19 protein-coding genes are annotated in these 26,464 nt (G+C 58.4%); 17 read left to right on the top strand and 2 right to left on the bottom strand.

The window, feature by feature from the left end; translation table 11 throughout:
• Positions 1-253: 253 nt before the first annotated feature.
• Entirely contained in the window at positions 254-2,017 is a 1,764-nt protein-coding gene (ycaO, locus tag E7738_RS07630; protein WP_394516253.1) for a 30S ribosomal protein S12 methylthiotransferase accessory factor YcaO, read from the bottom strand.
• Positions 2,018-2,328: 311 nt separating this feature from the next.
• On the opposite strand from ycaO, the gene serC reads away from it, so the two are divergent.
• The 12 genes from serC (at position 2,329) to E7738_RS07570 (ending at position 16,322) form a co-directional block, all read left to right on the top strand.
• The gene (serC, locus tag E7738_RS07625) at positions 2,329-3,414 is read left to right on the top strand and encodes a 3-phosphoserine/phosphohydroxythreonine transaminase (RefSeq protein WP_021508348.1); all 1,086 of its coding nucleotides are present in this window, start codon (positions 2,329-2,331) and stop codon (positions 3,412-3,414) included.
• Between the two features lie 85 nt (positions 3,415-3,499).
• A complete protein-coding gene (gene aroA, locus E7738_RS07620; RefSeq protein ID WP_021508347.1) occupies positions 3,500-4,786 on the top strand; it encodes a 3-phosphoshikimate 1-carboxyvinyltransferase in 1,287 nt (428 codons plus the stop codon).
• 198 nt (positions 4,787-4,984) lie between these two features.
• The gene (cmk, locus tag E7738_RS07615) at positions 4,985-5,665 is read left to right on the top strand and encodes a (d)CMP kinase (RefSeq protein WP_021508346.1); all 681 of its coding nucleotides are present in this window, start codon (positions 4,985-4,987) and stop codon (positions 5,663-5,665) included.
• Positions 5,666-5,787: 122 nt separating this feature from the next.
• On the top strand, positions 5,788-7,461 hold the full coding sequence (rpsA, locus tag E7738_RS07610) for a 30S ribosomal protein S1 (protein WP_021508345.1): 1,674 nt from the start codon (positions 5,788-5,790) through the stop codon (positions 7,459-7,461).
• 86 nt (positions 7,462-7,547) lie between these two features.
• Complete coding sequence (gene ihfB / locus E7738_RS07605; protein ID WP_010618275.1) at positions 7,548-7,832, top strand: integration host factor subunit beta; 285 nt, start codon at positions 7,548-7,550, stop codon at positions 7,830-7,832.
• A 232-nt stretch (positions 7,833-8,064) separates the two neighbouring features.
• Positions 8,065-10,293, top strand: a complete 2,229-nt coding sequence (locus tag E7738_RS07600; protein WP_394516252.1) for a DNA internalization-related competence protein ComEC/Rec2 — start codon at positions 8,065-8,067, stop codon at positions 10,291-10,293.
• A gap of 34 nt (positions 10,294-10,327) precedes the next feature.
• The gene (gene msbA, locus E7738_RS07595; RefSeq protein WP_282996167.1) at positions 10,328-12,076 is read left to right on the top strand and encodes a lipid A ABC transporter ATP-binding protein/permease MsbA; all 1,749 of its coding nucleotides are present in this window, start codon (positions 10,328-10,330) and stop codon (positions 12,074-12,076) included.
• The gene (gene lpxK, locus E7738_RS07590) at positions 12,073-13,074 is read left to right on the top strand and encodes a tetraacyldisaccharide 4'-kinase (RefSeq protein ID WP_394516251.1); all 1,002 of its coding nucleotides are present in this window, start codon (positions 12,073-12,075) and stop codon (positions 13,072-13,074) included. Before msbA ends, lpxK begins: the two co-directional genes overlap by 4 nt.
• A gap of 20 nt (positions 13,075-13,094) precedes the next feature.
• The gene (locus E7738_RS07585; protein WP_394516250.1) at positions 13,095-14,312 is read left to right on the top strand and encodes a winged helix-turn-helix domain-containing protein; all 1,218 of its coding nucleotides are present in this window, start codon (positions 13,095-13,097) and stop codon (positions 14,310-14,312) included.
• Positions 14,313-14,390: 78 nt separating this feature from the next.
• Positions 14,391-14,573 carry a Trm112 family protein gene (locus tag E7738_RS07580; RefSeq protein ID WP_010618270.1) on the top strand — a complete coding sequence of 61 codons (183 nt, stop codon included), beginning with the start codon at positions 14,391-14,393 and terminating at the stop codon, positions 14,571-14,573.
• The gene (gene kdsB / locus E7738_RS07575; RefSeq protein WP_262256086.1) at positions 14,570-15,319 is read left to right on the top strand and encodes a 3-deoxy-manno-octulosonate cytidylyltransferase; all 750 of its coding nucleotides are present in this window, start codon (positions 14,570-14,572) and stop codon (positions 15,317-15,319) included. Before E7738_RS07580 ends, kdsB begins: the two co-directional genes overlap by 4 nt.
• A gap of 109 nt (positions 15,320-15,428) precedes the next feature.
• Positions 15,429-16,322, top strand: coding sequence for a YcbJ family phosphotransferase (locus tag E7738_RS07570; protein WP_262256084.1), 894 nt, complete (start codon positions 15,429-15,431; stop codon positions 16,320-16,322).
• Here the strand turns inward: E7738_RS07570 and elyC are convergent.
• Positions 16,302-17,087, bottom strand: coding sequence for an envelope biogenesis factor ElyC (gene elyC, locus E7738_RS07565; protein ID WP_021508338.1), 786 nt, complete (start codon positions 17,085-17,087; stop codon positions 16,302-16,304). The genes E7738_RS07570 and elyC overlap by 21 nt on opposite strands.
• A 124-nt stretch (positions 17,088-17,211) precedes the next feature.
• Between elyC and cmoM the strand changes: the two genes are divergently transcribed.
• The 5 genes from cmoM (at position 17,212) to ldtD (ending at position 26,447) form a co-directional block, all read left to right on the top strand.
• Positions 17,212-17,982 carry a tRNA uridine 5-oxyacetic acid(34) methyltransferase CmoM gene (gene cmoM / locus E7738_RS07560; RefSeq protein WP_058769552.1) on the top strand — a complete coding sequence of 257 codons (771 nt, stop codon included), beginning with the start codon at positions 17,212-17,214 and terminating at the stop codon, positions 17,980-17,982.
• A gap of 11 nt (positions 17,983-17,993) precedes the next feature.
• On the top strand, positions 17,994-19,316 hold the full coding sequence (gene mukF, locus E7738_RS07555) for a chromosome partition protein MukF (RefSeq protein WP_058757757.1): 1,323 nt from the start codon (positions 17,994-17,996) through the stop codon (positions 19,314-19,316).
• Complete coding sequence (mukE, locus tag E7738_RS07550; RefSeq protein ID WP_262256078.1) at positions 19,297-20,025, top strand: chromosome partition protein MukE; 729 nt, start codon at positions 19,297-19,299, stop codon at positions 20,023-20,025. Before mukF ends, mukE begins: the two co-directional genes overlap by 20 nt.
• On the top strand, positions 20,022-24,488 hold the full coding sequence (gene mukB / locus E7738_RS07545; RefSeq protein WP_058780807.1) for a chromosome partition protein MukB: 4,467 nt from the start codon (positions 20,022-20,024) through the stop codon (positions 24,486-24,488). The genes mukE and mukB overlap by 4 nt, the downstream gene beginning before the upstream one ends.
• A gap of 156 nt (positions 24,489-24,644) precedes the next feature.
• Positions 24,645-26,447: a L,D-transpeptidase gene (gene ldtD / locus E7738_RS07540; RefSeq protein ID WP_394516249.1), complete on the top strand. Its 1,803-nt coding sequence runs from the start codon at positions 24,645-24,647 to the stop codon at positions 26,445-26,447.
• Positions 26,448-26,464 lie beyond the last annotated feature (17 nt).

Below are 26,464 nucleotides of genomic sequence, written 5' to 3'. Positions count from 1 at the left end.
AGCCGTAAAATGGCCAAAAATTCAAGTAATTTATTGAAATTTATTAAATAAATAATTTTTAATTTATGCAAAATAAGTTGAAAGTGCGGCTGGCTTCAGCATTATTTTGTTAAATGCTGTTTATCAATGATAGTGAATTGTTATTTATTATTTTCTGCGCCCGATGAATTTTCAGCGGCATAAAAAAGGGCACTGGATACTGCCAGTGCCCGTTAATTTTCAGGCTAATTGGCCACAGACAAAATGCGCCGATTTATTTCGCAGACCAGTAACGACGTTTTGCCGCCTGTAATTTTTCATATGCGGCCAGCAGTGCCTGATGCGCCGGGAACGCGTGCAGATCGCGGTCAACCACCTGCAGACCGTAGAATGGTGCCTCACCGCTGATGGCAGCCGAAGCGGCGTCGACGGCGGCTTCGCCATACATGCGCACAAACGCGTGATGATACTGCAGCGGATCGCGATCTTCTTCCATCGCCAGCAGCAGCAGAGTCTGCAGGCAGCGATAGTAGTTGGCACGCTCAGGGCTGAAGATCGACTGGTTGAATTCCATGGTCCATTCCGTCCAGATCAGCGCCTGATCCAAATCGCCACCGGCCAGCGCCAGCATCGCTTTCAGCTCGCCAATACGCAGCGTGAACCAGCCGTTGTCTTTGCCGGTCGCCAGCCCCAGCAGTTCACGCACGCGGGTGAAGTCATCATGACCTTCTTCATCCAGCTGTTCGATCAGAGCCAGATACTCCTCGGGTTGCCACTGGGTTGCCGGCAGGGACAACAGCGTTTCACGCAGTGATGCACCCATGTTGTTATTCGCCAGCAGCAGGTCTTCGGCAGGGTAAATATCAGACATGCCCGGTACGATAATGCGGCAGGCGTAAACGTCCAGATGTTCGTAGTCGGCGATATACACTTCTTTATCTTCCGCACGGAAGATCGCCATCAGCGTATCGAATTCTTCATGGGTCGTGCCGGCAAAGCTCCAGTCGACAAAGGGATAGTCGGCATCGTCTTTGAACATATCCCAGGAGATCAGACCGCTGGAATCAATGAAGTGGGTTTCAAGGTTAGCGTGTTCGGCCACTTCTTCATCATCAAAGGTGGGCGGGGTAAACACGTCGAGATCTTTCAGGCCGCGGCCCTGCAGCAGTTCGGTAACGGTACGTTCCAGCGCGACACCAAAGTCCGGATGGGCACCAAACGAGGCAAAGCAGGTGCCGTTAGCCGGGTTGAACAGCACCACACAGATCACCGGATAGTTGCCGCCCAGCGAAGCGTCATAGGAGAAAATCGGGAAACCTTCCGCTTCAAGACGATTGATGGCCTCCACCACGCCAGGATAGCGCTGCATCACCGCTTCAGGAATTTCCGGCAGGCTGATGGATTCCGCGATAATGCGGTTTTTAATATGGCGCTCAAACACTTCGGATAAGCCCTGTACGCGCGCTTCATTGGCGGTGTTGCCAGCGGACATGCCGTTAGACACATACAGGTTGCCGATGATGTTCATCGGAATGTAAACAGTTTGCTGATCGGACTGGCGGGTAAATGGCAGGCCGCAAATACCGCGATCGGCATTACCAGACTGCAGATCCACCAGATCGGACGCGCTCAGGCTCTGTTCCGGATCGTAAAACTTACGCAGGCGCGCATCCAGAATGCCTTCCGGCAGGCGGTCATCGTCGGTTAGCGGGAACCATTTCTCGTTCGGGTAGTGCACGAAGTCGCCGTTAGCGATGGTTTCGCCCAGCCAGAAATCGGCAAAGAAGTAGTTGGTTGAGAGGCGCTCAAAATATTCGCCCAGCGCTGAGGCCAGCGCCGCTTTTTTACTGGCGCCTTTACCGTTAGTAAAACAGAGCGGGCAGTCGCGGTCGCGAATGTGCACTGACCAGACGTGCGGCACCGGGTTCAGCCAGGAAGCTTCTTCAATGTTGAAACCCAGATCCTGCAGTTTCTGCTGGAAGCGTGCGATGGAGTCTTCCAGTGCGGCGTCTTTACCTGGAATAAACGTTTGCGTCATGGTGGCGCTCTCTTAAGTCGATGGTTGGGCGTAAAGCGCGCAATAATACGGGTTTTGCGCCTGCTTCGCTATTGCTCCGCCAAATTTCTCAACGCATTGTTACGGCTTTTTCGCGCTCTGGCAGCTGTCTGATTTTACTTCACCGCACTGCCTCACAAAATTCCGTGGCTTATTACATTTGTGACATAAGCTGCGGTGGAGCGGGCTCTGGAAATGTGATCGCTGCCGGATAAATGATTGCAGCCATCCGGAGGCAATGATAAAACCGATGGGGTATTCATAACCGTTCGATATGACAATGGTGAGGGGAAATGGCGCAGGTTTATAATTTTAGCTCCGGACCGGCAATGCTGCCGGTGGAAGTGCTTCGTCGTGCAGAACAAGAACTGACAAACTGGCATGGATTAGGCACCTCGGTGATGGAAATCAGTCACCGCAGCAAAGAGTTTATTGAAGTCGCGGAAGCGGCGGAGCAGGATTTTCGCGATCTGCTGAAAATCCCGGCCAACTACAAAGTATTATTCTGCCATGGCGGCGCGCGTGCGCAGTTCGCGGCAATCCCGGGCAATCTGCTGGGCGATGCCAGCCGCGCGGATTACATCGACGGCGGCTACTGGGCGCACAGTGCTATTAAAGAAGCAGAAAAATTCTGCTCGCCGAACGCCATTGACATCAAAACCACCCGTGAGGGTAAACGCGCACTGTTACCGATGCGTGAATGGCAGCTCAGCGATGATGCGGCTTATGTGCATTTCTGCCCGAATGAAACCATCGACGGGATTGCCATCGATGAAGAGCCAGACTTCGGCGATAAAGTGGTGGTGGCCGATCTCTCTTCGACCATCCTGTCCCGCCCACTCGACATCAGCCGCTACGGCGTGATTTATGCCGGCGCGCAGAAGAACATCGGTCCCGCTGGCCTGACGCTGGTGGTAGTGCGTGATGACCTGCTGGGCAAAGCGCAGCGCTGGGTGCCCTCCATTCTCGACTACAAAGTGCTGGCCGAAAACGATTCGATGTTTAACACGCCGCCGACGTTTGCCTGGTATCTCTCCGGCCTGGTGTTCAAGTGGCTGAAAGAGAAGGGCGGTGTAGCGGAGATGGATAAGGTTAATCAGGCGAAAGCCGATCTGCTGTACGGCGTGATTGATAGCAGCAGCTTCTACCGTAACGACGTCGCCAGTGAAAACCGTTCCCGGATGAACGTGCCTTTCCAGCTGGCCGATGCTGCGCTGGATAAGGTGTTTCTTGAAGAATCACTGAAGGCGGGCCTGCATGCGCTGAAGGGGCACCGTGTAGTTGGCGGTATGCGTGCCTCGATCTACAATGCGATGCCGCTGGAAGGCGTTAAGGCGCTGACCGAATTCATGGTCGACTTCGAACGTCGTCACGGTTAATTATCTACTTTAGTGCCAGCCTGCCCGGCTGGCATCAGACCCTGTCACTGGACAGGGTCTCGTATTTCTGGAGATTTGGTTTCACATGCAGGACTCCCTGACTTTACAGCCGATTGCCCGCGTTGACGGCACGGTAAACTTACCGGGCTCAAAAAGCGTATCAAACCGCGCCCTGTTACTGGCTGCACTGGCGAACGGCACCACGCGCCTGACCAACCTGCTCGACAGCGATGATGTTAAACACATGCTTAATGCGCTGCAGGCGCTGGGTGTCAGCTATACCCTGTCAGCCGATCGCACCGTGTGTGAAGTGGTCGGCAATGGTGGACCGCTGCGTGCCGAACAGCCGCTGGAATTGTTCCTGGGCAATGCCGGAACCGCGATGCGTCCGCTGGCGGCCGCACTGTGCCTCGGTGAGCAGTCGGTAGTACTGACCGGCGAACCGCGCATGAAAGAGCGTCCTATCGGCCATCTGGTCGATGCGTTACGGCAGGGCGGCGCGCGCATTGATTACCTCGAACAAACCGACTATCCGCCGCTGCGTTTGAACGGCGGATTTACCGGCGGCGAAGTCAGTGTCGATGGCAGCGTTTCCAGCCAGTTCCTGACGGCGCTGCTGATGACCGCGCCGCTGGCACAAAACGACACCACGATCACTATTAAAGGCGAGCTGGTTTCCAAACCCTACATTGATATCACTCTGCACCTGATGCGTTGCTTTGGCGTGGACGTTGAGAATCAGCACTACCAGCGCTTTGTGGTGAAAGGTCAGCAGCAGTATCAGTCGCCAGGTGATTATCTGGTGGAAGGCGATGCGTCGTCAGCGTCCTATTTCCTTGCCGCTGCGGCAATCAGAGGCGGTACGGTGCGGGTTACCGGCATTGGCCGCAACAGTGTGCAGGGCGACATCCGTTTTGCCGATGTGCTGGAGAAAATGGGAGCGGTGATTGAGTGGGGCGACGATTATATTGCCTGCACGCGCGGTGCGTTGAACGCCATTGATATGGACATGAACCATATTCCGGATGCGGCAATGACAATCGCTACCACCGCGCTGTTTGCCGAAGGCACCACGCTGATGCGCAACATCTATAACTGGCGCGTAAAGGAGACCGATCGCCTGGCGGCCATGGCAACCGAGTTGCGTAAAGTCGGTGCGGAAGTGGAAGAGGGGCACGATTTTATTCGCGTCACACCGCCTGCGCAGTTACAGCACGCCGATATCGGCACGTACAACGATCACCGTATGGCGATGTGTTTCTCGCTGGTTGCGCTGTCCGACACGCCGGTAACCATTCTCGATCCCGGCTGTACGGCAAAAACCTTCCCGGATTACTTCCAGCAGCTGGCAAAAATCAGCCACGCATCCTAATCCGCCCGCCCGGTACCGCTGTGCCGGGCGTCTGAACTCTCTGCTGGCCTCACTGGCGGGAAATTGTTCTGAAACTGTCGAAATTTCTGGCGCTGTCTACGCTAAAGGGTAACCAAGCGGACGCGGGCAGCGTATAATGCCGCGCAATCCAGACAGCCAAGAAGGCTGATCATCAGCACGCAGCAACAGGAGAGAACAATGACGGCAATCGCCCCGGTAATTACCATTGATGGCCCAAGCGGCGCGGGTAAAGGGACTTTATGTAAAGCGATGGCGGAGTCGTTGCAGTGGCACCTGCTGGATTCAGGGGCTATTTATCGCGTACTGGCTCTGGCCGCGCTGCATCATCAGGTGGATATCGAGTCGGAAGAAGCGCTGGTGCCCATGGCGGCGCACCTTGACGTGCGTTTTCTGTCGGTAGACGGTGAAATGCAGGTAGTGCTGGAAGGTGAGGATGTCACCGGCGAAATCCGCACCCAGGAAGTGAGCAATACGGCGTCGCGCGTGGCGGCATTTCCGCGCGTGCGTGAAGCCTTGCTGCGCCGACAGCGTGCTTTTCGCGAGGAGCCGGGTTTAATCGCCGATGGACGTGATATGGGCACCGTGGTTTTCCCGGACGCGCCCGTTAAAATTTTCCTCGATGCCAGCTCCGAAGAGCGTGCGCATCGCCGTATGCTACAGTTGCAGGAAAAGGGCTTTAGTGTTAACTTTGATCGCCTTTTATCCGAGATAAAGGAACGCGACGACCGCGATCGTAACCGCGCCATCGCGCCTTTAGTGCCAGCTGCTGATGCTCTGGTGCTGGATTCAACCAGCATGACCATTGAGCAAGTGATTGAAAAGGCACTAGATTATGCCCGCCAGAAGCTGGGCATTTAATCTTTTCGGCGACCGAATTGTAGTAACCCTGTGCCAGGGAAGCGGTGCAGGGCATGTGAAACAACCCCATCCGACAATGACGTCAGGTGGACGTTAAATTGAAGAATCCTAAGATTATCAATATGACTGAATCTTTTGCTCAACTCTTTGAAGAGTCCCTGAAAGAAATCGAAACCCGTCCGGGTTCCATCGTTCGTGGCGTCGTTGTTGCTATCGACAAAGACGTCGTGCTGGTTGATGCGGGTCTGAAATCTGAATCTGCTATCCCTGCAGAACAGTTCAAGAACGCAGCTGGCGAACTGGAAATCCAGGTGGGCGACGAAGTTGACGTTGCTCTGGATGCAGTAGAAGACGGCTTCGGTGAAACCCTGCTGTCCCGTGAGAAAGCTAAACGTCACGAAGCTTGGATCACGCTGGAAAAAGCTTACGAAGACGCTGAAACTGTTACCGGTGTTATCAACGGCAAAGTTAAAGGTGGCTTCACAGTTGAGCTGAACGGTATTCGTGCGTTCCTGCCAGGTTCACTGGTTGACGTTCGTCCGGTCCGCGACACTCTGCACCTGGAAGGCAAAGAGCTTGAATTCAAAGTAATCAAGCTTGATCAGAAGCGTAACAACGTCGTGGTTTCTCGCCGCGCGGTTATCGAATCTGAAAACAGCGCTGAGCGCGATCAGCTGCTGGAAAACCTGCAGGAAGGCATGGAAGTCAAAGGTATCGTTAAGAACCTCACTGACTACGGCGCATTCGTTGACCTGGGTGGCGTTGACGGTCTGCTGCACATCACCGATATGGCGTGGAAGCGCGTTAAGCATCCAAGCGAAATCGTCAACGTGGGCGACGAAATCACTGTTAAAGTGCTGAAGTTCGACCGCGAGCGTACTCGTGTATCTCTGGGCCTGAAACAGCTGGGCGAAGATCCATGGGTTGCTATCGCTAAGCGTTATCCGGAAGGTACCAAACTGACCGGTCGCGTGACCAACCTGACTGACTACGGCTGCTTCGTTGAAATCGAAGAAGGCGTTGAAGGCCTGGTACACGTGTCTGAAATGGACTGGACCAACAAAAACATCCACCCATCTAAAGTTGTCAACGTAGGTGATGTGGTTGAAGTTATGGTTCTGGACATCGACGAAGAGCGTCGTCGTATCTCCCTGGGTCTGAAGCAGTGCAAATCTAACCCATGGCAGCAGTTCGCAGAGACCCACAACAAAGGCGATCGCGTTGAAGGTAAAATCAAGTCAATCACTGACTTCGGTATCTTCATCGGCCTGGACGGTGGCATCGACGGTCTGGTTCACCTGTCTGACATCTCCTGGAACGCGACTGGCGAAGAAGCCGTTCGTGAGTACAAGAAAGGCGACGAAATCGCTGCCGTTGTACTGCAGGTTGACGCAGAGCGTGAGCGTATTTCTCTGGGCGTGAAGCAGCTGGCTGAAGATCCATTCAACAACTACATCACCCTGAACAAGAAAGGCGCAATCGTGACGGGTAAAGTCACTGCAGTTGACGCTAAAGGTGCTACAGTAGAATTAGCTGACGGCGTAGAAGGTTACCTGCGCGCTTCTGAAGCTTCTCTGGACCGCATCGAAGACGCCACTCAGGTTCTGAGCGTAGGCGACGACGTTGAAGCGAAATTCACCGGCGTTGACCGTAAGAACCGCGTTGTGAGCCTGTCTGTTCGTGCTAAAGACCAGGCTGACGAGAAAGAAGCTATCAACACTGTTAACACCAAACAGGAAGATGGCAACTTCTCTAACGCAATGGCTGAAGCGTTCAAAGCGGCTAAAGGCGAGTAATCGACCCGAAGCACCGGACGGTGAAAATCGTCCGGTTTCGGTAAAAGCTGTCATACCTTTCCAAACAGGGATTAACCGGAGGTTACATGACCAAGTCAGAACTGATTGAAAGACTTGCTGGCCAGCATACTCATATCCCGGCGAAAGTCGTTGAGGATGCGGTCAAAGAGATGCTCGAGCACATGGCCACTACGCTGGCCCAGGGCGAGCGCATTGAAATCCGGGGATTCGGCAGCTTTTCTTTGCACTACCGCGCACCGCGCACTGGTCGTAACCCGAAAACGGGTGACAAAGTGGAACTGGAAGGTAAATACGTTCCCCACTTCAAGCCAGGCAAAGAATTGCGTGACCGTGCAAATATCTACGGCTAAGCCGTTACCGAACGATAAAAACGACACCTGCAGGTGTCGTTTTTTTTTGCCTCGCATTCAGGTTTGCGATCCTGCTTCCATGTTGCTGTTGATCCCCTGCAACCACCATAAATTGCGCGTAATCCCTCTCTGAAATCGACATTTAGCCGCATGCTTTTGCCTCTGCCAGCGCGCACAATCCGCGGCAATGACAGAAGAGGGCGTGCGCGTGACAATAACAGTGGTAGCCAGAATGATGCTCCTCGCGGCGCTGCCGCTGGGTATGCTGCCGCACATCCCCGCTTACAGCACCATTGTGCTGCTGTTAATAAGCGCACTGTTGCTGGCATGTACATCAGTAATGCTTTTGCGCTACGCCGGACTGGGCTTGCTGCTGTTGAGCTGGGCACTGATCGAGGCGCGTCAGACGGTCGATACCCTCGAGCAACTGACCGTGGCACCGGTGGCGGCCACGCTTCAGATAACTGCAGTGAATCCCGCGAAGAACCAGCTCACGGCGCAGATAGTCCGGGCAGGTGACCGCTACGTCTTTCCACCGTTGTTTGTCACGCTGCGTAATGTCAGCGATGAGGTCGCCTGGTGTGCCGGACAGCGCTGGCAGATGCAGCTGCGGCTACGCGCGGTGCACGCCCGGCTCAACGAGGGCGAATTTGATCTGCAGCGTTTTGCCATTGCTAACCACAGCGCGTTGCAGGGGCGTATTGTCAGCCAGCAGGCTGAGTCTCTGCGCTGCAGCTGGCGGACGCGTTTTATCGATCATCACCTGGCGCGTTTCACCGGGTTAACGCAGCCCGCAATAATACAGGCACTGGCCTTTGGCGTGCGTGACGCGATGACCCCGGCCCAGCGAGCCTTGCTGCGCGAAACCGGTACCGCGCACCTGATGGCCATCTCAGGCATGCATATCGCGCTGGCGGCCAGCGTAGGCTGGCTACTGGCGCGCGTCATCCAGTTGGTGTTACCTGCCAGGCAAATCGGCTATCTGATGCCGCTGCTGATCAGCGGGTTAACAGCGGCAGCCTATTGCTGGATCTCCGGCAGTCATCCGCCGGCACAGCGCGCGATGCTGGCGTTAACGCTGTGGCTGGCGACGCGTATAGCTGGCTGGCAGCTGAGCAACTGGCAGGTGTGGACGCTCTGCGTGGGGAGTTTGTTATGGCTTGATCCGCTGACGGTGCTGTCAGAGAGCTTCTGGCTGTCGGCGCTGGCCGTGGCGATGCTGATACTGTGGTTTCAGTGGTTTCCTCTGCCGCCACGTTTCCGCCAGCCGCGCCGCTGGCTCATGCTGCGACTGCTGCATCTGCAATTGGGCTTGATGATTCTGATGGCGCCGCTGCAGATCTTTCTGTTCCACGGGCTCAGCCTCAGCGCGCTAGTGGCCAACCTGCTGGCGGTTCCGGTAGTGTCGCTGATTACCGTGCCGCTGATTCTGCTGGCGATGCTGTTGCCGCTGCCTGCAATCGCCGTTCCGCTATGGCAGCTGGCCGATCTGTCGGTCAGCCTGGTAATGCAGGGGCTGGCATGGCTGCCCGCCGGCTGGTGGCGCTGGAGCGATACGCTGCCGGCGGTGCTGCTGCTCTGGGCCGGGCTGGCGCTGTGGCGCAGCGGCTTGCTCGCGAAGGCGCTGATGCCCTGCTGCGCGCTGTTGCTCTTGCTGTGGCTCTGGCGCAGCAATGCCCAGCAGGACGACTGGCAGATTGACATGATCGATGTCGGACATGGTCTGGCGGTGGCGATCAGCCAGGGAAATGAGGTGATGCTGTATGACAGCGGACCCGGCTGGGCAGAGGACAATGCAGGCGGGCGGGTTTTGTTACCCTGGCTGCACTACACCGGGCGCCAACTGCAAGGGGTGATCCTGAGCCACAAGCATCTCGATCACCGTGGTGGATTAGCCGCGCTGCAACAGGCGCAGCCTGATCTGCGAGTACGCAGCGCGCTCAGCGAGCCCGGGCATCTGCCGTGCTATCGCGGCCAGCAGTGGCAGTGGGGGCGTTTGCACTTTCACGCGCTATGGCCGCCGCGCGCGCAGACCGCCGGGCAAAATAACGACTCCTGCGTAGTGCGCGTGGATGATGGTCAGTTTAGCCTGTTACTGACCGGGGACATCGAGCTGGAGGCGGAGCGCAAGCTGGTCGCCCTGGAAAAGGGCGGCTTACAATCTACGGTTATCCAGGTGCCCCATCATGGCAGCCGGAGCTCCTCCGGCCCTTTACTGTTACGGAGTGTTGCCGGGCAGGCGGCGCTGGCTTCGCTGGCGCGCTATAACGCCTGGCGTATGCCCGCCATCGCCGTGGTCCAGCGTTACCGCGAGCAGGGCTATCGCTGGTATGACACTGCGCAATCAGGCCAGATTCACATCGCGATACGGCAGGGTCGCTGGCAGATTAAGGGGTTAAGAGAGCAAATAATCCCCCGCTGGTATCATCAGTGGTTTGGCGTCAAACGCGATTCCAGGTAGAATGAGCGGCTATTTCAAACAGCGTGAATAAATAATGCATCAAGACAAAGACCTCTCAACGTGGCAGACATTTCGCCGACTCTGGCCGATGATTGCACCGCACAAGGCTGGCCTGATTGTGTCCGCCGTGGCGCTGATACTCAATGCGGCAGGCGACACCCTAATGCTCTCCCTGTTGAAACCTTTACTGGATGATGGTTTCGGCAAAGCCGACAAATCCGTTCTGCTGTGGATGCCGCTGGCGGTCATCGGCCTGATGCTGATCCGCGGCGTAACCAGTTATATCTCCAGTTACTGCATCTCATGGGTCTCCGGCAATGTGGTGATGAACATGCGCCGTCGCCTGTTCGGCCACATGATGGGCATGCCGGTTGCATTCTTCGATCAGCAGTCTACCGGTACGCTGCTGTCGCGGATTACCTACGATTCTGAACAGGTGGCCTCTTCCTCCTCCAGCGCGCTGGTGACGGTGGTACGCGAAGGCGCATCGATCATTGGCCTGTTCATCATGATGTTCTACTACAGCTGGCAGCTGTCACTGATTTTGATCCTGCTGGCGCCGCTGGTCTCTTTTGCCATCCGCACCGTATCCAGGCGCTTCCGCAGCATCAGTAAAAATATGCAGAACACCATGGGGCAGGTAACCACCAGTGCTGAGCAGATGCTGAAAGGGCACAAAGAAGTGCTGATTTTTGGCGGACAGGAAGTGGAAGCCGAGCGTTTCTCGCAGGTGAGCAATAAAATGCGCCAGCAGGGGATGAAACTGGTTTCGGCCTCTTCGATTTCCGATCCGGTGATCCAGCTGATCGCATCGCTGGCGCTGGCTTTTGTGCTGTATGCCGCCAGCTTCCCGAGCGTGATGGATACCCTGACTGCCGGTACCATCACCGTGGTGTTCTCGTCGATGATCGCCCTGATGCGTCCGCTGAAATCGCTGACCAACGTCAACGCCCAGTTCCAGCGCGGCATGGCGGCCTGTCAAACGCTGTTCACTATTCTGGATAGCGAGCAGGAGATCGACAACGGCAAGCGCGAAATCACGCGTGCAAAAGGGGATGTTGAATTCCGCAACGTGACCTTTACCTATCCGGGCCGCGACATTCCGGCGCTGCGTGATATTAATCTCACGCTGCCCGCGGGTAAAACCGTGGCGCTGGTGGGCCGTTCCGGCTCGGGTAAATCCACCATGGCCAGCCTGCTGACGCGTTTTTACGATATCAACGAGGGCGAGATTCTGCTGGATGGTCACGACCTGCGGGAATATACCCTGCGCTCGCTGCGTAATCAGGTGGCGCTGGTCTCGCAAAATGTCCATCTGTTCAACGACACCATCGCCAATAACATCGCTTATGCGCGCAACGGTGAATATACCCGCGAGCAAATCGAGCAGGCGGCGACCATGGCGCACGCTATGGACTTCATCAACAAGATGGATAACGGTCTTGATACGGTCATTGGTGAAAATGGCGTGCTGCTGTCTGGCGGCCAGCGTCAGCGTATCGCCATTGCTCGTGCGCTGCTGCGTGACTGCCCGATTTTGATTCTCGACGAAGCCACTTCGGCGCTGGATACCGAATCCGAGCGTGCCATCCAGTCGGCGCTGGACGAGCTGCAGAAGAACCGCACGTCGCTGGTGATTGCGCACCGTCTCTCCACCATTGAAAAGGCCGACGAAATCGTGGTGGTCGAGGATGGGCGAATCGTGGAACGCGGTACCCATGAGGTGCTGCTGGCGCAGAAAGGCGCTTACGCGCAGCTGCACAAACTGCAGTTCGGTCAATGATTGAACGTATCTGGAGCGGACGCTCGCCGCTGTGGCTGCTGTTGTGGCCGCTGAGTCTGCTGTATGGCGCTATCACCTGGCTGATTCGCCTAAGCTATCAGCGCGGCTGGCGTACCCGCTGGCGCGCGCCCTGTCCGGTCATTGTCGTTGGCAACCTGACCGCGGGCGGCAACGGTAAAACACCGCTGGTGATTTGGCTGGTGCAGGCGCTGCAACAGCAGGGGCTGCGTCCGGGTGTGGTGTCGCGCGGTTACGGTGGTAAAGCGGAACGCTATCCGCTGCTGGTCAATCAGGATAGCGCGACGGAACAGGCTGGTGATGAACCGGTGCTGATCGCCCAGCGCACTCAGGTGCCGGTCGCAGTGGCACCGCAGCGCCGGCTGGCAATCGAGGCCCTGCTGGCGGCGCATCCGCTGGATGTGATTGTGACGGATGATGGCCTGCAGCACTACGCGCTAGAGCGCGATCGCGAAATCGTGGTGGTGGATGGCGTGCGCCGCTTTGGTAACGGCTGGTGGTTACCGGCCGGACCGATGCGTGAACGCGCATCGCGGCTGGAACAGGTTGATGCCGTGGTGGTCAACGGGGGCAGCGCACAGGCTGGCGAGATCGCCATGACGCTGCAGCCGGGTCTGGCGGTCAATCTGCTGACCGGCGAACAGGCCGCGCTGACGCAGCTGCCGCCAATTGTCGCGATGGCCGGCATCGGTCATCCGCCGCGTTTCTTCAATACGCTGCAGCAGCAGGGCGTGCAGCCGGTGGCAGAGATTGCCTTTGCCGATCACCACGCTTATAGCGAAGAAGAGTTACGCAGCCTGACTCAGGATGCACAGTGCCTGCTGATGACGGAAAAAGACGCGGTCAAATGCCGCCATTTTGCCCGCGCTAACTGGTGGTATCTGCCGGTGGATGCGCATCTGGCGGGCGCGCCGCTGGCCGCATTGCTGGCCGATCTGACGCAACTCTGTACGGCTGCGCGCGACGCCCGGTCGCGCTAACCATCTAAAGGGACGACGTAATGACCAGCACGCATTCCCTCTCTCTGCAAACCGCCCGCAACCTGCACCTCTCTGCCCAGGGCCTGCTACGCCCGCCGCGCCGTCAGGCGCGTTTTGCCGATATTCACGCCTGCGTGCGGCAGATGTCGTTGCTGCAAATCGATACCATTAATGTGGTTGCGCGCAGTCCGTATCTGGTGCTGTTCAGCCGGCTGGGCGCTTTTCCTGCTGAGTGGCTGGAGCAAACGCTGGCGGCGGGCGCGCTGTTTGAATACTGGGCGCATGAAGCCTGTTTTATCCCTTTTGAAGATTATCCGCTGCTGGGTCACCGCATGCTGGCTCCGCAGCGCCTGGGCTGGAAATACAATCAGCAATGGGTGGATCAGCATCAGCAGGAGATCGCCGATCTGCTGCAACATATCGCCGCCACCGGTCCGGTACGCGCCGCTGATTTTGCCAGCGACAAGCACACCAAACCCGGCTGGTGGGCGTGGAAGCCGCACAAGCGACATCTGGAGAACCTGTTTAGCGCCGGTGAGCTGATGGTTGTCGGGCGCCGTAACTTCCAGCGCGTCTACGATCTGCGTAGCCGGGTGATGCCGCACTGGCGCGACGAGCAGCATGCGCTGAGCGAGAACGAGGCGGTGATGCAGATGCTGGATCACAGCGCGCGCAGCCTCGGCATTTTCCGCGCCAGCTGGCTGGCCGATTACTACCGGCTGAAACGTGCGCCCATCGCACTCTGGCTGGCGCAGGCCGCTGAGCAGGAAGTGATTCAGCGCGTTGAGGTTGAGCAACTGGGCGAGATGTGGCTGCACCACACGCAACTGCCCCAACTGGCGCAGCCGCAGGCCGCCACGCACAGCGCGCTGCTGTCACCGTTTGATCCGGTGGTATGGGATCGCCGCCGCGCGCTTGAGTTGTTCAATTTTGACTACCGCATCGAGTGCTATACGCCGGAGCACAAACGTAAATACGGCTATTTTGTCCTGCCGCTGCTGCACCGCGGCGTACTGAAAGGGCGCGTCGATGCCAAAATGGATCGCCAGGCGCAGCGCCTGATTCTGCGGGCCTTCTGGCTGGAGCCCGGCGTGCGGCTGAGCCAGCAGTTTCTCGCCGATGTGCATAAAGCCATTAACCGCTTCGCCGCCTGGCAGGGCGCCAGCGAAGTGGTGCTGGAAAACGCGCCTGATGCGCTGCGGGCCGCCTGGTCCACGTGCTGGCACGTCAGCATATAAGCCGATGGCGGCGCGCCGCCCCTGATTGCGCTATGGTATGCTAATCCTCTGACGTATCGGTCCTGAAAGGAGAAAAGTATGGATCACCGTTTACTTGAGATTGTGGCCTGTCCGGTCTGCAACGGAAAACTGTATTACAACAAAGAGCAGCAGGAGTTGATTTGCAAACCCGACGGACTGGCGTTCCCGGTGCGTGACGGTATTCCGGTATTGCTGGAAGTGGAAGCGCGCACCCTGTCCGTTGAAGAGATTCATCCATGAGTTTCGTAGCGATTATTCCGGCACGCTACGCCTCCACGCGCCTGCCGGGCAAACCGCTGCTGGATATTCACGGTAAACCGATGGTGGTGCACGTGATGGAACGTGCGCGCGAGTCCGGTGCCGAGCGGGTGATTGTGGCCACCGATCATCCTGACGTGGCGGCGGCGGTGACCGCTGCCGGCGGGGAAGTCTGCATGACGCGCGCCGACCACCAATCTGGTACCGAGCGTCTGGCCGAGGTGATTGAAAAGTATCAGTTTGCTGACGATACCATCATCGTGAATGTTCAGGGCGACGAGCCGATGATTCCGGCGGAGATTGTGCGTCAGGTCGCTGAAAATCTGGCTCAGGCGGATGCTGGCATGGCCACGCTGGCGGTACCGATTCACGAGGCAGAAGAGGCGTTCAATCCCAACGCGGTAAAAGTGGTCACCGATGCCAGCGGCTATGCGCTCTATTTTTCACGTGCGACCATTCCGTGGGATCGCGAACGTTACGCGCAGTCGCGTGAGCAGATTGGCGACACGCTGCTGCGCCACATCGGTATTTATGCCTATCGCGCCGGTTTCATCCGTCGCTATGTGGCATGGCAACCCTGTGCGCTGGAGCAGATCGAGTTGCTGGAGCAGCTGCGCGTGCTGTGGTACGGCGAAAAGATCCACGTGGCGGTAGCGGCCACCGTGCCGAGCGTCGGTGTGGATACGCCGGACGATCTGCTGCGCGTGCGTGAAGCGATGCAGGCATAATCGTCAGCGGCCAGCGACCCGGCTGGCCGCAAAGTTTGATCTGGCGCTAAGTTTCGCGCCGTCATGACCTCCAGGATGGTGCAATGAGTTAACTCCGGAGGACTCTTCCATGGAACAACTCCGTGCAGAACTGGCGCTGGTGCTGGGCGAAGGCGTTAGCCGGCTGGAAACCATCAGCGAACAGGCACAATCGCGGCTTTACGCCCTCTATGATGACCACGGCAAGCCGATGCCGCTGGTGGCCAAATATTTTCGTCATCAGGGGCGCGCCGCGCTCGAAGCGAAAAAACTCACCATGCTGGCGCATGAAGGGCTGATTACGCTGCCCACGGTGTACGGCCTGGTTTTGAGTCAGCAACCGCCGGCGCATGAAATGCTGCTGCTGGCGCGCTTAAATGGCGTATCGGCCGAAGCGCCGGCACGCACGGCAGCGCGCTGGGAGCAGCTGTGTGAACAGATTGTCGAAGGGCTGCTGGCGTGGCACCGCATTGACAGCCATGGCCTGGTCGGCAGCGTTGACAGCGTGCAGGAAAATCGCTGGCCGGCATGGTATCGCCAGCGGGTGGAAGTGCTGTGGTCCACGCTGGGCTATCTGTCGCCCCCCAGATTTACCCACGCCGATCGCCAGATTCTGTTTCGCAGCCGCGAACAGCTGGCGCAGCTGTTTGCTGGCTTTGACGACCCGTGCGTGCTAATGCACGGCAATCTGCGTCTCGCCAGTATGCTGAAAGACCCGCACAGCGATCAGCTGGTGGCGATGACCCAGCCGGGCACCATTTTGTGGGCCCCGCGTGAGTATGAGCTGATGCGCCTGGCGGAAAACGGTGCTGAAGCATCGCTGCTGCAGCACTATTTACAGCGTGCGCCGGTGGATGAAGGTTTCGTCTGGCGCCGCTGGCTCTATCAGCTGTGGGATTGCGTTGACACGCTGGTCAGCAGCGGCCAGTTTGATCGGCCGCGCTTTGACCATGCCCGCGCACAGCTACTCCCCTGGCTCGGCTGAAGGTTCGCCACTGCCGCGCAGCCGCTGCCAGATCAGCCCCAGCGTTTCGTACACTGCGCGCTGGCTATGGCTGAGCCATAGCGGCGAGGGCAGCGTGCGATCCCAGACGCTGATCGGTGAGGTGATCGCCAGCTGGTTAGCCGGTGCCGGTAGCGGATTCAGGCCGGCGCTCTGGAAAAAGTGCATGGCGCGTGGCAGATGGTTGGCAGACGTCACCAGCAAAAACGGATGCTGCCCGATGGTCTGCTTCACCGCCAGCGCTTCTTCGCCGGTGTCATGCGGCTGATCCAGCACGATAATGGCATCGTCGGGCACGCCAAGGCTGCGCGCCACGTCGGCGGCAACGCTGGCGTTGCTGCGCGGATTGTAGCCCGCAGCGGCACCGGTGAAGATCATTTTGGCCTGAGGATAGCGTCGCCACTGGCGAACGCCTTCGGTCACGCGCGGCAGGCTGTTGTTCAGCAGGTTGGAGCTCGGTGCCCACTGCCGGTTATAGGTGTAACCCCCGCCCAGCACCACGATATAGTCCACCGGCTCGCTGCCATTCCACGTGGCATACTGGTTTTCCAGCGGGGCCAGCAGCCGATCGGCCACCGGTTGCAGGCTCAGCAGTAACAGCATCAGCCAGCTCAATGAGATAAGGATTTTGCCGCTTTTTTGCCAGCGGCTGAACCAGAGCAGTAAAAGTCCTGCCGCCATAAGCGTTAACAGCAATGGCAAAGGCAGTAGCATCGCGCCAATCCATTTTTTTAAGGCAAAAAACATCGAAAACGTCTCCTTTTGTCCGAAAAAACAGCAGCCAGACAGTTACTGCGGCATGAAAGGTTCATTCTTGTCGAGCCTGTGACAAAATAGCACAAGTTGAATGCAGCAAAGCGGAGCCATCACCATGCAGGATCGTAACTTTGACGATCTGGCGGATAAATTCTCGCAAAATATTTATGGCACCCGTAAAGGCCAGGTGCGTCAGGCGATCATCTGGGATGAGCTGAACGCCATTCTGCCGACACTGCCCGCCGGCCCGCTGACGGTGCTGGATGCCGGTGGTGGCGTCGGTCAGATCTCCAGCGGCCTCGCCGCGCAGGGGCACCAGGTACTGCTGTGCGATCTGTCGGGCGAGATGCTTAAGCTGGCCGCCGCCCATGCGCACAGCGCAGGTGTGAGCCACAACATGCAATTCAAACAAATTAGCGCGCAGCAGGTTGGCGAACATTTGGATAAGCCGGTGGATCTGGTATTGTTTCACGCTGTGCTTGAGTGGGTGGCGGATCCGCTGGCGGTGCTGCAGGCGCTGTGGCATACGCTGAAACCCGGTGGTGTGCTGTCGCTGATGTTTTATAACGCGCACGGCCTGACGTTCCGCACCCTGACGCTCGGCAATTTCGGCTATCTGCGCGCCAACATGAACAAGCGCAAAAAACGCACGCTGTCGCCGGATTTCCCCCGCGATCCTGACGATGTACAGCGCTGGCTGACGCAGTGCGGATTTATCACCGAGCAGCGTGCCGGTATCCGCGTGTTCAGTGACTACATGAAGCCGCAGCCTGGCGCCGGGAAGAGCGTTGAGGAAATTATTGAGATGGAACGGCGCTACTGTCGTCAGGAGCCCTTTTTGAGCTTAGGGCGCTATATCCACGTGACTGCGCGCAAACCCAGGTAGAAGGATCAACTATGAGCGAATTTTCCCAGACGGTCCCCGAACTGGTGGCATGGGCGCGCAAGAATGACTTTTCCCTTGCGCTGCCGGTAGAACGTCTGGCGTTTTTGCTGGCCATCGCCACCCTCAACGGGGAGCGCATGGACGGCGAGATGAGTGAAGGTGAGCTGATTGACGCCTTTCGTCACGTCAGCAAAGCGTTTGAACAAACCCACGAAACCGTTCAGGTCCGTGCCAACAACGCCATCAACGACATGGTGCGTCAGCGCCTGCTTAACCGTTTTACCAGCGAGCTGACCGAAGGTCACGCCATCTATCGTCTGACGCCACTGGCGATCGGCATCACCGACTATTACATCCGCCAGCGCGAATTTTCCACGCTGCGCCTGTCGATGCAGCTGTCGATTGTCGCGCAGGAGCTGAAGCGCGCCGCCGACGCCGCCGAGGAAGATGGCGACGAGTTTCACTGGCACCGCAACGTCTTTGCGCCGCTGAAATATTCGGTCGCGGAAATCTTCGACAGCATCGACATGACGCAGCGCCTGATGGACGAACAGCAGCAGGCGGTGAAAAGCGATATCGCCGATCTGCTGAATAAAGACTGGCGCGCGGCCATCTCCAGCTGTGAGCTGCTGCTGTCGGAGACCTCCGGCACGCTGCGCGAACTGCAGGATACGCTGGAAGCGGCAGGCGACAAGCTGCAGGCTAACCTGCTGCGGATTCAGGACGCCACGCTGAGCAGCCCGGATCTGGGCTTCGTCGACAAGCTGGTGTTTGACCTGCAAAACAAACTCGATCGCATTATCAGCTGGGGCCAGCAGGCCATCGATCTGTGGATCGGTTACGACCGCCACGTGCACAAATTTATTCGTACCGCCATCGACATGGATAAAAACCGCGTGTTCGCGCAGCGTTTACGCCAGTCGGTGCAGAACTATTTCGATCAGCCGTGGGCGCTGACCTACGCCAACGCCGACCGTCTGTATGACATGCGCGATGAAGAGATGACGCTGCGCAACGACGAAGTGATGGGCGAGCTGCCACCGGAGATGGAGTACGAAGAGTTTAACGAAATCCGCGAGCAGCTGGCGGCGATGATTGAAGAAGCGCTGCAGATTTATAAGCAGCAGCAGAAGCCGCTGCATCTCGCCACGGTGATGCGTGATTATCTGGCGCAGTATCCCCGCGCGCGCCACTTCGACCTCGCACGCATCGTCATCGATCAGGCGGTGCGACTCGGCGTGGCCGAAGCCGATTTAGCCGGTCTGCCTGCGGAATGGCAGACCATCAATGATTACGGAGCCAAGGTGCAGGCACATGTCATCGACAAATATTGAACAAGTGATGCCGGTCAAACTGGCGCTGGCACTGTCAAACCCGATTTTTCCCGCGCTTGATAGCCAGTTACGCGCCGGCCGCCACATTGGTATTGAAGAGCTGGATAATCACGCTTTTCTGATGGATTACCAGCCGTTTCTGGAAGAGTTCTATGCGCGCTACAACGTTGAGCTGATCCGCGCACCGGAAGGTTTCTTCTATCTGCGTCCGCGCTCAACCACGCTGATCCCGCGCTCGGTGCTGTCCGAGCTCGACATGATGGTGGGTAAAATTCTCTGTTATCTCTACCTCAGCCCGGAGCGGCTGGCCAACGAGGGCATTTTCACCCAGCAGGAGCTGTACGACGAGCTGCTGTCGCTGGCGGATGAAAGCAGGTTGCTGAAGCTGGTTAACCAGCGCTCCACCGGATCGGACCTGGATCGCGCCAAACTGCAGGAGAAGATGCGTGCATCGCTCAGCCGTCTGCGCCGTCTCGGCATGGTGTGGTTTATGGGCAACGACAGCAGCAAATTCCGCATCATGGAGTCCGTTTTCCGCTTTGGTGCGGATGTGCGCAGCGGTGACGACGCACGTGAAGCGCAGCTGCGCCTGATTCGTGACGGTGAAGCGATGACGCTGGAGAACGCACCGGTCGCCAGTGAGAGCGACGAGGCAGAAAATGACAGCGAACACGACGCGAGCGAGCGCGCGGAGGATGAACAGGCATGATTGAACGCGGTAAATTTCGATCGCTCACGCTGATCAACTGGAACGGTTTCTTTGCCCGCACCTTTGATCTGGATGAGCTGGTCACCACGCTGTCCGGCGGTAACGGTGCCGGTAAATCGACCACCATGGCGGCGTTTGTTACGGCACTGATTCCGGACTTAACCCTGCTGCATTTCCGTAACACCACCGAAGCCGGTGCCACGTCCGGCTCGCGCGACAAAGGCCTGCACGGCAAACTGCGCGCGGGCGTCTGCTATGCGGTGCTGGACGTGGTCAACTCGCGGCATCAGCGCGTGGTGGCTGGCGTGCGCCTGCAGCAGGTGGCCGGACGCGATAAGAAAGTCGACATCAAGCCGTTCAGTATTCACGGCCTGCCGACCGATACGCTGCCAACCGATATGCTGACCGAAATTCTCGGCAGCCGTCAGGCGCGCGTGCTGCCGCTGGCAGAAGTGAAGGAGCGGGTGGAAGCGCAGGAGGGCGTGCAGTTCCGCCAGTTCAGCTCGGTCACGGACTACCACGCCATGATGTTTGAGCTCGGCGTGGTGCCGCGTCGTCTGCGCACCGCCGGCGATCGCAGCAAATTCTACCGTCTGATCGAAGCCTCGCTGTATGGCGGTATCTCCAGCGCCATTACCCGCTCGCTGCGTGATTACCTGCTGCCGGAAAACGGTGGCGTGCGTAAAGCGTTCCAGGATATGGAAGCGGCGCTGCGCGAAAACCGCATGACGCTGGAAGCGATTCGCGTCACGCAGTCGGATCGCGATCTGTTTAAGCATCTGATCTCTGAAGCCACCAGCTACGTTTCTGCCGACTACATGCGCCACGCCAACGAGCGTCGCATCCATCTCGACGGTGCGCTGCAGCTGCGTAACGAGCTGTTCACCAGCCGCAATCAGCTGGCATCAGAACAGTATCGTCACATCGAAATGGCGCGCGAACTCTCTGAGCACAACGGTGCAGAGAGCGATCTGGAAACCGATTATCAGGCGGCGAGCGATCACCTTAATCTGGTCCAGACAGCGATGCGTCAGCAGGAGAAGATCGCGCGTTACGACGCCGATCTGGAAGAGCTGACTTATCGCCTCGAAGAGCAGAATGAAGTGGTGGCCGAAGCGCGTGAGGTGCAGGAAGAGAACGAAGCGCGCGCTGAAGCGGCGGAAATTGAAGTCGACGAGCTGAAAAGCCAGCTGGCCGATTTTCAGCAGGCGCTTGATGTGCAGCAAACCCGTGCCATTCAGTATCAGCAGGCGCTGCAGGCGCTGGAAAAAGCGCGGGCGCAGTGTCAGCTGCCGGACCTCACCATCGACAACGCCGCAGAGTGGCAGGAAACCTTCCAGGCGCGCGAAGAAGAGGCCACCGAACGGCTGCTGCGCCTGGAGCAGAAACTCAGCGTGGCGGAAGCGGCGCACAGCCAGTTTGAACAGGCGCTGGCGCTGGTCACCAGCATTGCCGGTGAGGTCAGCCGGCAGGATGCGTGGCAGGTAGGGCGCGAATTGCTGCGCGATGCCGCTAACCAGCGCCATCATGCCGAGCAGCTCTCTTCGCTGCGTCTGCGTCTCAACGAACTGGAAACCCGCCTGCGCGAGCAGCATGACGCCGAACGTCTGCTGGCCGACTTCTGTAAACGTCAGGGCCAGCAGTATGACGCTGACGCGCTGGAAGGCCTGCAGCGTGAACTGGAAGCGCAGATAGAACAGCTGAACGAAAGCGTGGCCGACGCCGGTGAACGCCGCATGCTGATGCGCCAGGAGCTGGAGCAGCTGCGCGAGCGTATCACTGCGCTGACCGCACGGGCACCGCACTGGCTGGCGGCGCAGGAGATTCTTACCCAGCTGAGCGAGCAGACCGGCCAGACGCTGAGCAGCAGCCAGCAGATCACCGAATATATGCAGCAGCTGCTGGAGCGCGAGCGTGAAACCACCGTTGAGCGTGATGAAGTGGCGGCGCGCAAGCGTGAAGTCGAGCAGCAGATTGCGCGACTCAGCCAGCCGGGCGGCGCGGAAGATGCGCGCCTGACTCAGCTGGCGGAGCGGTTTGGCGGCGTGCTGCTGTCAGAAATTTACGATGACGTGACGCTGGATGATGCGCCGTACTTCTCCGCGCTGTATGGCCCGTCGCGTCACGCCATTGTGGTGCCGGACCTGTCGCTGGTGCGCGAGATGCTCGACGGCCTGGAAGAGTGTCCGGAAGATCTCTATCTGATCGAAGGCGATCCGCAGTCGTTTGATGACAGCGTCTTTAGCGTTGACGAGCTGGAAAATGCGGTCGTTGTCAAAGTGGCGGAGCGCCAGTGGCGTTATTCGCGCTTCCCGAAAGTGCCGCTGTTTGGTCGCGCGGCGCGGGAAAATCAGCTGGAGCTGTTGAACAATGAGCGCGACCAGCTGGCCGAACGTTTTGCCACGCTGTCGTTTGACGTGCAGAAAACCCAGCGTCTGCATCAGTCGTTTAGCCGCTTTATCGGCAGCCACCTGGCGGTGGCCTTCGACGAAGATCCGGAAGCGCAGATGCGCCAGCTCAATAGCCGTCGTGGCGAGCTGGAGCGCGCGCTGGCGCAGCACGAGAATGACAACCAGCAGCAGCGTGCCCAGTTTGAGCAGGCAAAAGAGGGTGTGGCGCAGCTCAACCGCCTGCTCCCGCGCGTTAACCTGTTGCTTGACGACTCGCTGGCCGACCGCTGCGAAGAGATTCGTGAGCGGGTGGAAGAAGCCCAGGAAGCCGCGCGCTTCCTGCATCAGCACGGCGCGAAACTCAGCAAGCTGGAGCCGCTGGTGGCGGTGCTGCAGAGCGATCCGCAGCAGCACGAACAGCTGACGCGTGATTATCAGCAGGCGCAGCAGCAGCAGCGCGAAGCGCGTCAGCAGGCATTTGCCCTGACCGAAGTGGTGCAGCGCCGCGCGCACTTCAGCTATGAAGATTCGGCTGGCATGCTGACCGGTAACAGCGATCTCAACGAAAAACTGCGCCAGCGTCTGGAGCAGGCGGAAGGCGAACGCAGCCGCGCGCGCGAACGCCTGCGCGAACATCAGGCGCAGCTGACGCAGTATTCCCAGGTGCTGGCATCGCTGAAGAGTTCGTACGACGCCAAGCGCGACATGTTGAAAGAGTTGCAGCAGGAGATGCAGGATATTGGCGTGCACGCTGATGCCAGCGCCGAGGAGCGTGCGCGCAGCCGGCGTGACGAACTCTACACGGCGCTCAGCCACAACCGTGCGCGTCGCAATCAGCTGGAGAAACAGCTCACCTTCTGCGAAGCCGAGATGGATAGCCTGCAGAAGAAACTGCGCAAGCTGGAGCGCGATTATCACCTGATGCGTGAGCAGGTGGTCAGCGCCAAAGCGGGCTGGTGCACCGTGCTGCGCCTGGTGAAAGAGAACGGCGTCGAGCGCCGTCTGCATCGCCGCGAACTGGCTTACCTGAGTGGCGACGAGCTACGCTCAATGTCGGATAAGGCCCTCGGTGCGCTGCGCCTGGCGGTCGCGGATAATGAACACCTGCGCGATGTGCTGCGCATGTCGGAAGATCCAAAACGGCCGGAGCGCAAGATTCAGTTCTTTATCGCCGTCTATCAGCATCTTCGTGAACGTATCCGTCAGGACATCATTCGTACCGACGATCCGGTTGAAGCTATCGAGCAGATGGAGATTGAGCTGAACCGTCTGACCGAAGAGCTGACGGCGCGTGAGCAGACGCTGGCGATCAGCTCGCGCAGTGCGGCCAATATCATCCGCAAAACCATTCAGCGCGAGCAGAACCGCATCCGTCAGCTGAACCAGGGCCTGCAGGCGGTGAGCTTTGGCCAGGTGCGCAGCGTGCGGCTGAACGTCAACGTACGCGAAACGCACGCCATGCTGCTGGATACGCTGTCGGAAGAGCATGAACAGCATCAGGATCTGTTTACCAGCAATCGACTCACGTTCTCGGAAGCGCTGGCGAAGCTGTATCAGCGTCTCAATCCGCAGATTGATATGGGCCAGCGCACGGCGCAGACCATCGGTGAAGAGCTGCTCGACTACCGCAACTACCTTGAGATGGAAGTGGAAGTGAACCGCGGCTCAGACGGCTGGCTGCGCGCCGAAAGCGGGGCGCTGTCGACCGGTGAAGCGATCGGTACCGGCATGTCGATTCTGGTGATGGTGGTGCAGAGCTGGGAAGAGGAGTCACGGCGTCTGCGCGGTAAAGATATTTCACCGTGCCGCCTGCTGTTCCTCGATGAAGCCGCGCGTCTTGATGCGCGCTCCATCGCCACGCTGTTCGAACTGTGCGAGCGTCTGGAAATGCAGCTGGTGATTGCCGCGCCGGAGAATATCAGTCCGGAAAAAGGCACCACTTATAAGCTGGTACGTAAAGTCTTTAACAATACGGAGCATGTGCACGTGGTCGGACTGCGCGGTTTTTCCGCCGATCCGACGCCGGTGAAACAGGAAAATCCCGGCGCAGGCGTGGCCACTGAAAATAGCTAGCAGCAAATCTGGTTAAAAATTCAGGCTGCGGTTAATCTGTAAACGGCATCGGCCCTGCGAGGCGGATGCCGTTTTTTATTTTATACTCAACCATAAGAGTACAGGCGGTACACGGCGTTTTCAGGATGCTGTGTCTTTGGTAAGAAGGGGGCAGGGATGTTGCTGAACAAGAAGAGCAGAGTTAATCGTGCTGCAATAGCACTCAGTTTGTCACTGATGGCGGCACCGCTGGCTATCAGCCAGGCGGCAGACGTCGGCGCGCTGCCGCACAGCACGCTGTCAGTGGCTGCCAGCCAGCAGCAAATTCAGCAGGCATTTAGCCCCAGCGAACGACCCTTTTATCTGCCCGGCCTCGCCGGCATCTATGCGGCACGCAACATGGCGCCGCTGTGGCAGGATCGCGACGCCGTGCAGGCTTTCCAGCAGCAGCTGGCAGAAGTGGCGCTCTCCGGCGTACAGCCGCAGTTTACCCGCTGGGTAGAGTTGCTCACTAATCCGGATATCAAAGGCTTCGCGCGGGACGTGGTGCTGAGCGACGCCATGCTTGGCTATCTGCAGTTTGTCGCTAACGTACCGACCCAGGGCGAAACCTGGCTGTACAGCAATGTGCCGTACAAGCTGACCATGCCGTCACTTTCCGCCATCAATCAGTGGCAAAACGCGGTGAACGGCGGCGGCAGCCGCGCCTTTGTGGTGTCGCTGCAACCGCAGCATCCGCAGTACGCACCGATGCACAGCGCGTTAAAAGCATTGCTGACCGATAACCGGCCGTGGCCGCAGCTGCGCGATAAGGGCACGCTGCGCCCGGGTCAGATCAGCGATGATGTGCCGGCGCTGCGTGAGATTCTGCAGCGCACCGGGATGCTGACCGGCACGCACAGCGCGACGCCCACGCCAGCCGACGATGCCGTCCCGACGGCGCCGCAGCCGGTGAGCCAGAGCGATCAGCCCGTGGCCGTCAGCCCGTCGGCCACCAGCGTCAGCGATCTGCCGGCGCAGGTTCCGCAGGCCAGCGGCAACATCAGCACGGTCATCCCGGCGGCCAGCAATAATGTTTACGACAACACGCTGGTGGAGGGGGTAAAACGCTTCCAGCACTGGCAGGGACTGGCAGACGACGGTGCCATCGGCCCGCGCACCCGCGAGTGGCTGAATGTTTCCCCGCAGATGCGTGCGGCGCTGCTGGCGCTGAATATTCAGCGTCTGCGTCTGCTGCCGGATGACATGCACAACGGCATCATGGTGAATATTCCCAACTATTCCCTGACCTACTACAACAACGGCAATACCATTCTGTCCTCGCGGGTGATTGTCGGTCGTCCGGACCGCAAAACGCCGCTGATGCGCAGCGCGCTCAATAATGTGGTGCTCAATCCACCGTGGAACGTGCCCACCACGCTGGTGCGCCAGGATATCGTGCCGAAGGTGAAGCAGGATCCGAGCTATCTGTATAAGCACGGCTACGCGCTGCTGTCGGGCTGGAGCGCTGATGCGGAAGTGATCGATCCGTCGATGATTGACTGGCACATGGTGTCCGCCGCCAGTTTCCCGTATCGCATTCGTCAGGCGCCGGGTGCCAGCAACTCGCTGGGCCGCTATAAATTCAACATGCCGAGCTCAGACGCGATTTATCTGCATGACACGCCGAACCATGGCTTGTTCCAGCGTGATATCCGCGCGCTCAGCTCCGGCTGCGTGCGCGTTAACAAAGCTTCTGAACTGGCCGATCTGCTGTTGCAGGATGCGGGCTGGAACGACAGCCGTATCTCTGACACGCTGAAGCAGGGCGATACGCGCTACGTGCCGATTCGCCATCGCATTCCGGTCAATCTCTACTACCTTACGGCCTGGGTGGCGGATGATGGCCAGCCGCAGTATCGTACAGATATTTACAATTATGATAACCCGGCGCGCTCCGGCAGCCAGGTGCTGACCAAAGCGGGGCAGCTGCTGCTCTAAGCGTTGATTTCCCTGTT

This window comes from Pantoea sp. SGAir0430 (assembly GCF_043549295.1).
Note: the sequence above shows the minus strand (reverse complement) of the source record. Positions and strands in the feature narration are given on the sequence as shown.

What these genes read in the sequence shown, in the direction of transcription:
- ycaO (WP_394516253.1), bottom strand. Translation starts at nt 2,017, where the DNA reads ATGACGCAAACGTTTATTCCAGGTAAAGACGCCGCACTGGAAGACTCC.
- serC (WP_021508348.1), top strand. Translation starts at nt 2,329, where the DNA reads ATGGCGCAGGTTTATAATTTTAGCTCCGGACCGGCAATGCTGCCGGTG.
- aroA (WP_021508347.1), top strand. Translation starts at nt 3,500, where the DNA reads ATGCAGGACTCCCTGACTTTACAGCCGATTGCCCGCGTTGACGGCACG.
- cmk (WP_021508346.1), top strand. Translation starts at nt 4,985, where the DNA reads ATGACGGCAATCGCCCCGGTAATTACCATTGATGGCCCAAGCGGCGCG.
- rpsA (WP_021508345.1), top strand. Translation starts at nt 5,788, where the DNA reads ATGACTGAATCTTTTGCTCAACTCTTTGAAGAGTCCCTGAAAGAAATC.
- ihfB (WP_010618275.1), top strand. Translation starts at nt 7,548, where the DNA reads ATGACCAAGTCAGAACTGATTGAAAGACTTGCTGGCCAGCATACTCAT.
- E7738_RS07600 (WP_394516252.1), top strand. Translation starts at nt 8,065, where the DNA reads ATGATGCTCCTCGCGGCGCTGCCGCTGGGTATGCTGCCGCACATCCCC.
- msbA (WP_282996167.1), top strand. Translation starts at nt 10,328, where the DNA reads ATGCATCAAGACAAAGACCTCTCAACGTGGCAGACATTTCGCCGACTC.
- lpxK (WP_394516251.1), top strand. Translation starts at nt 12,073, where the DNA reads ATGATTGAACGTATCTGGAGCGGACGCTCGCCGCTGTGGCTGCTGTTG.
- E7738_RS07585 (WP_394516250.1), top strand. Translation starts at nt 13,095, where the DNA reads ATGACCAGCACGCATTCCCTCTCTCTGCAAACCGCCCGCAACCTGCAC.
- E7738_RS07580 (WP_010618270.1), top strand. Translation starts at nt 14,391, where the DNA reads ATGGATCACCGTTTACTTGAGATTGTGGCCTGTCCGGTCTGCAACGGA.
- kdsB (WP_262256086.1), top strand. Translation starts at nt 14,570, where the DNA reads ATGAGTTTCGTAGCGATTATTCCGGCACGCTACGCCTCCACGCGCCTG.
- E7738_RS07570 (WP_262256084.1), top strand. Translation starts at nt 15,429, where the DNA reads ATGGAACAACTCCGTGCAGAACTGGCGCTGGTGCTGGGCGAAGGCGTT.
- elyC (WP_021508338.1), bottom strand. Translation starts at nt 17,087, where the DNA reads ATGTTTTTTGCCTTAAAAAAATGGATTGGCGCGATGCTACTGCCTTTG.
- cmoM (WP_058769552.1), top strand. Translation starts at nt 17,212, where the DNA reads ATGCAGGATCGTAACTTTGACGATCTGGCGGATAAATTCTCGCAAAAT.
- mukF (WP_058757757.1), top strand. Translation starts at nt 17,994, where the DNA reads ATGAGCGAATTTTCCCAGACGGTCCCCGAACTGGTGGCATGGGCGCGC.
- mukE (WP_262256078.1), top strand. Translation starts at nt 19,297, where the DNA reads ATGTCATCGACAAATATTGAACAAGTGATGCCGGTCAAACTGGCGCTG.
- mukB (WP_058780807.1), top strand. Translation starts at nt 20,022, where the DNA reads ATGATTGAACGCGGTAAATTTCGATCGCTCACGCTGATCAACTGGAAC.
- ldtD (WP_394516249.1), top strand. Translation starts at nt 24,645, where the DNA reads ATGTTGCTGAACAAGAAGAGCAGAGTTAATCGTGCTGCAATAGCACTC.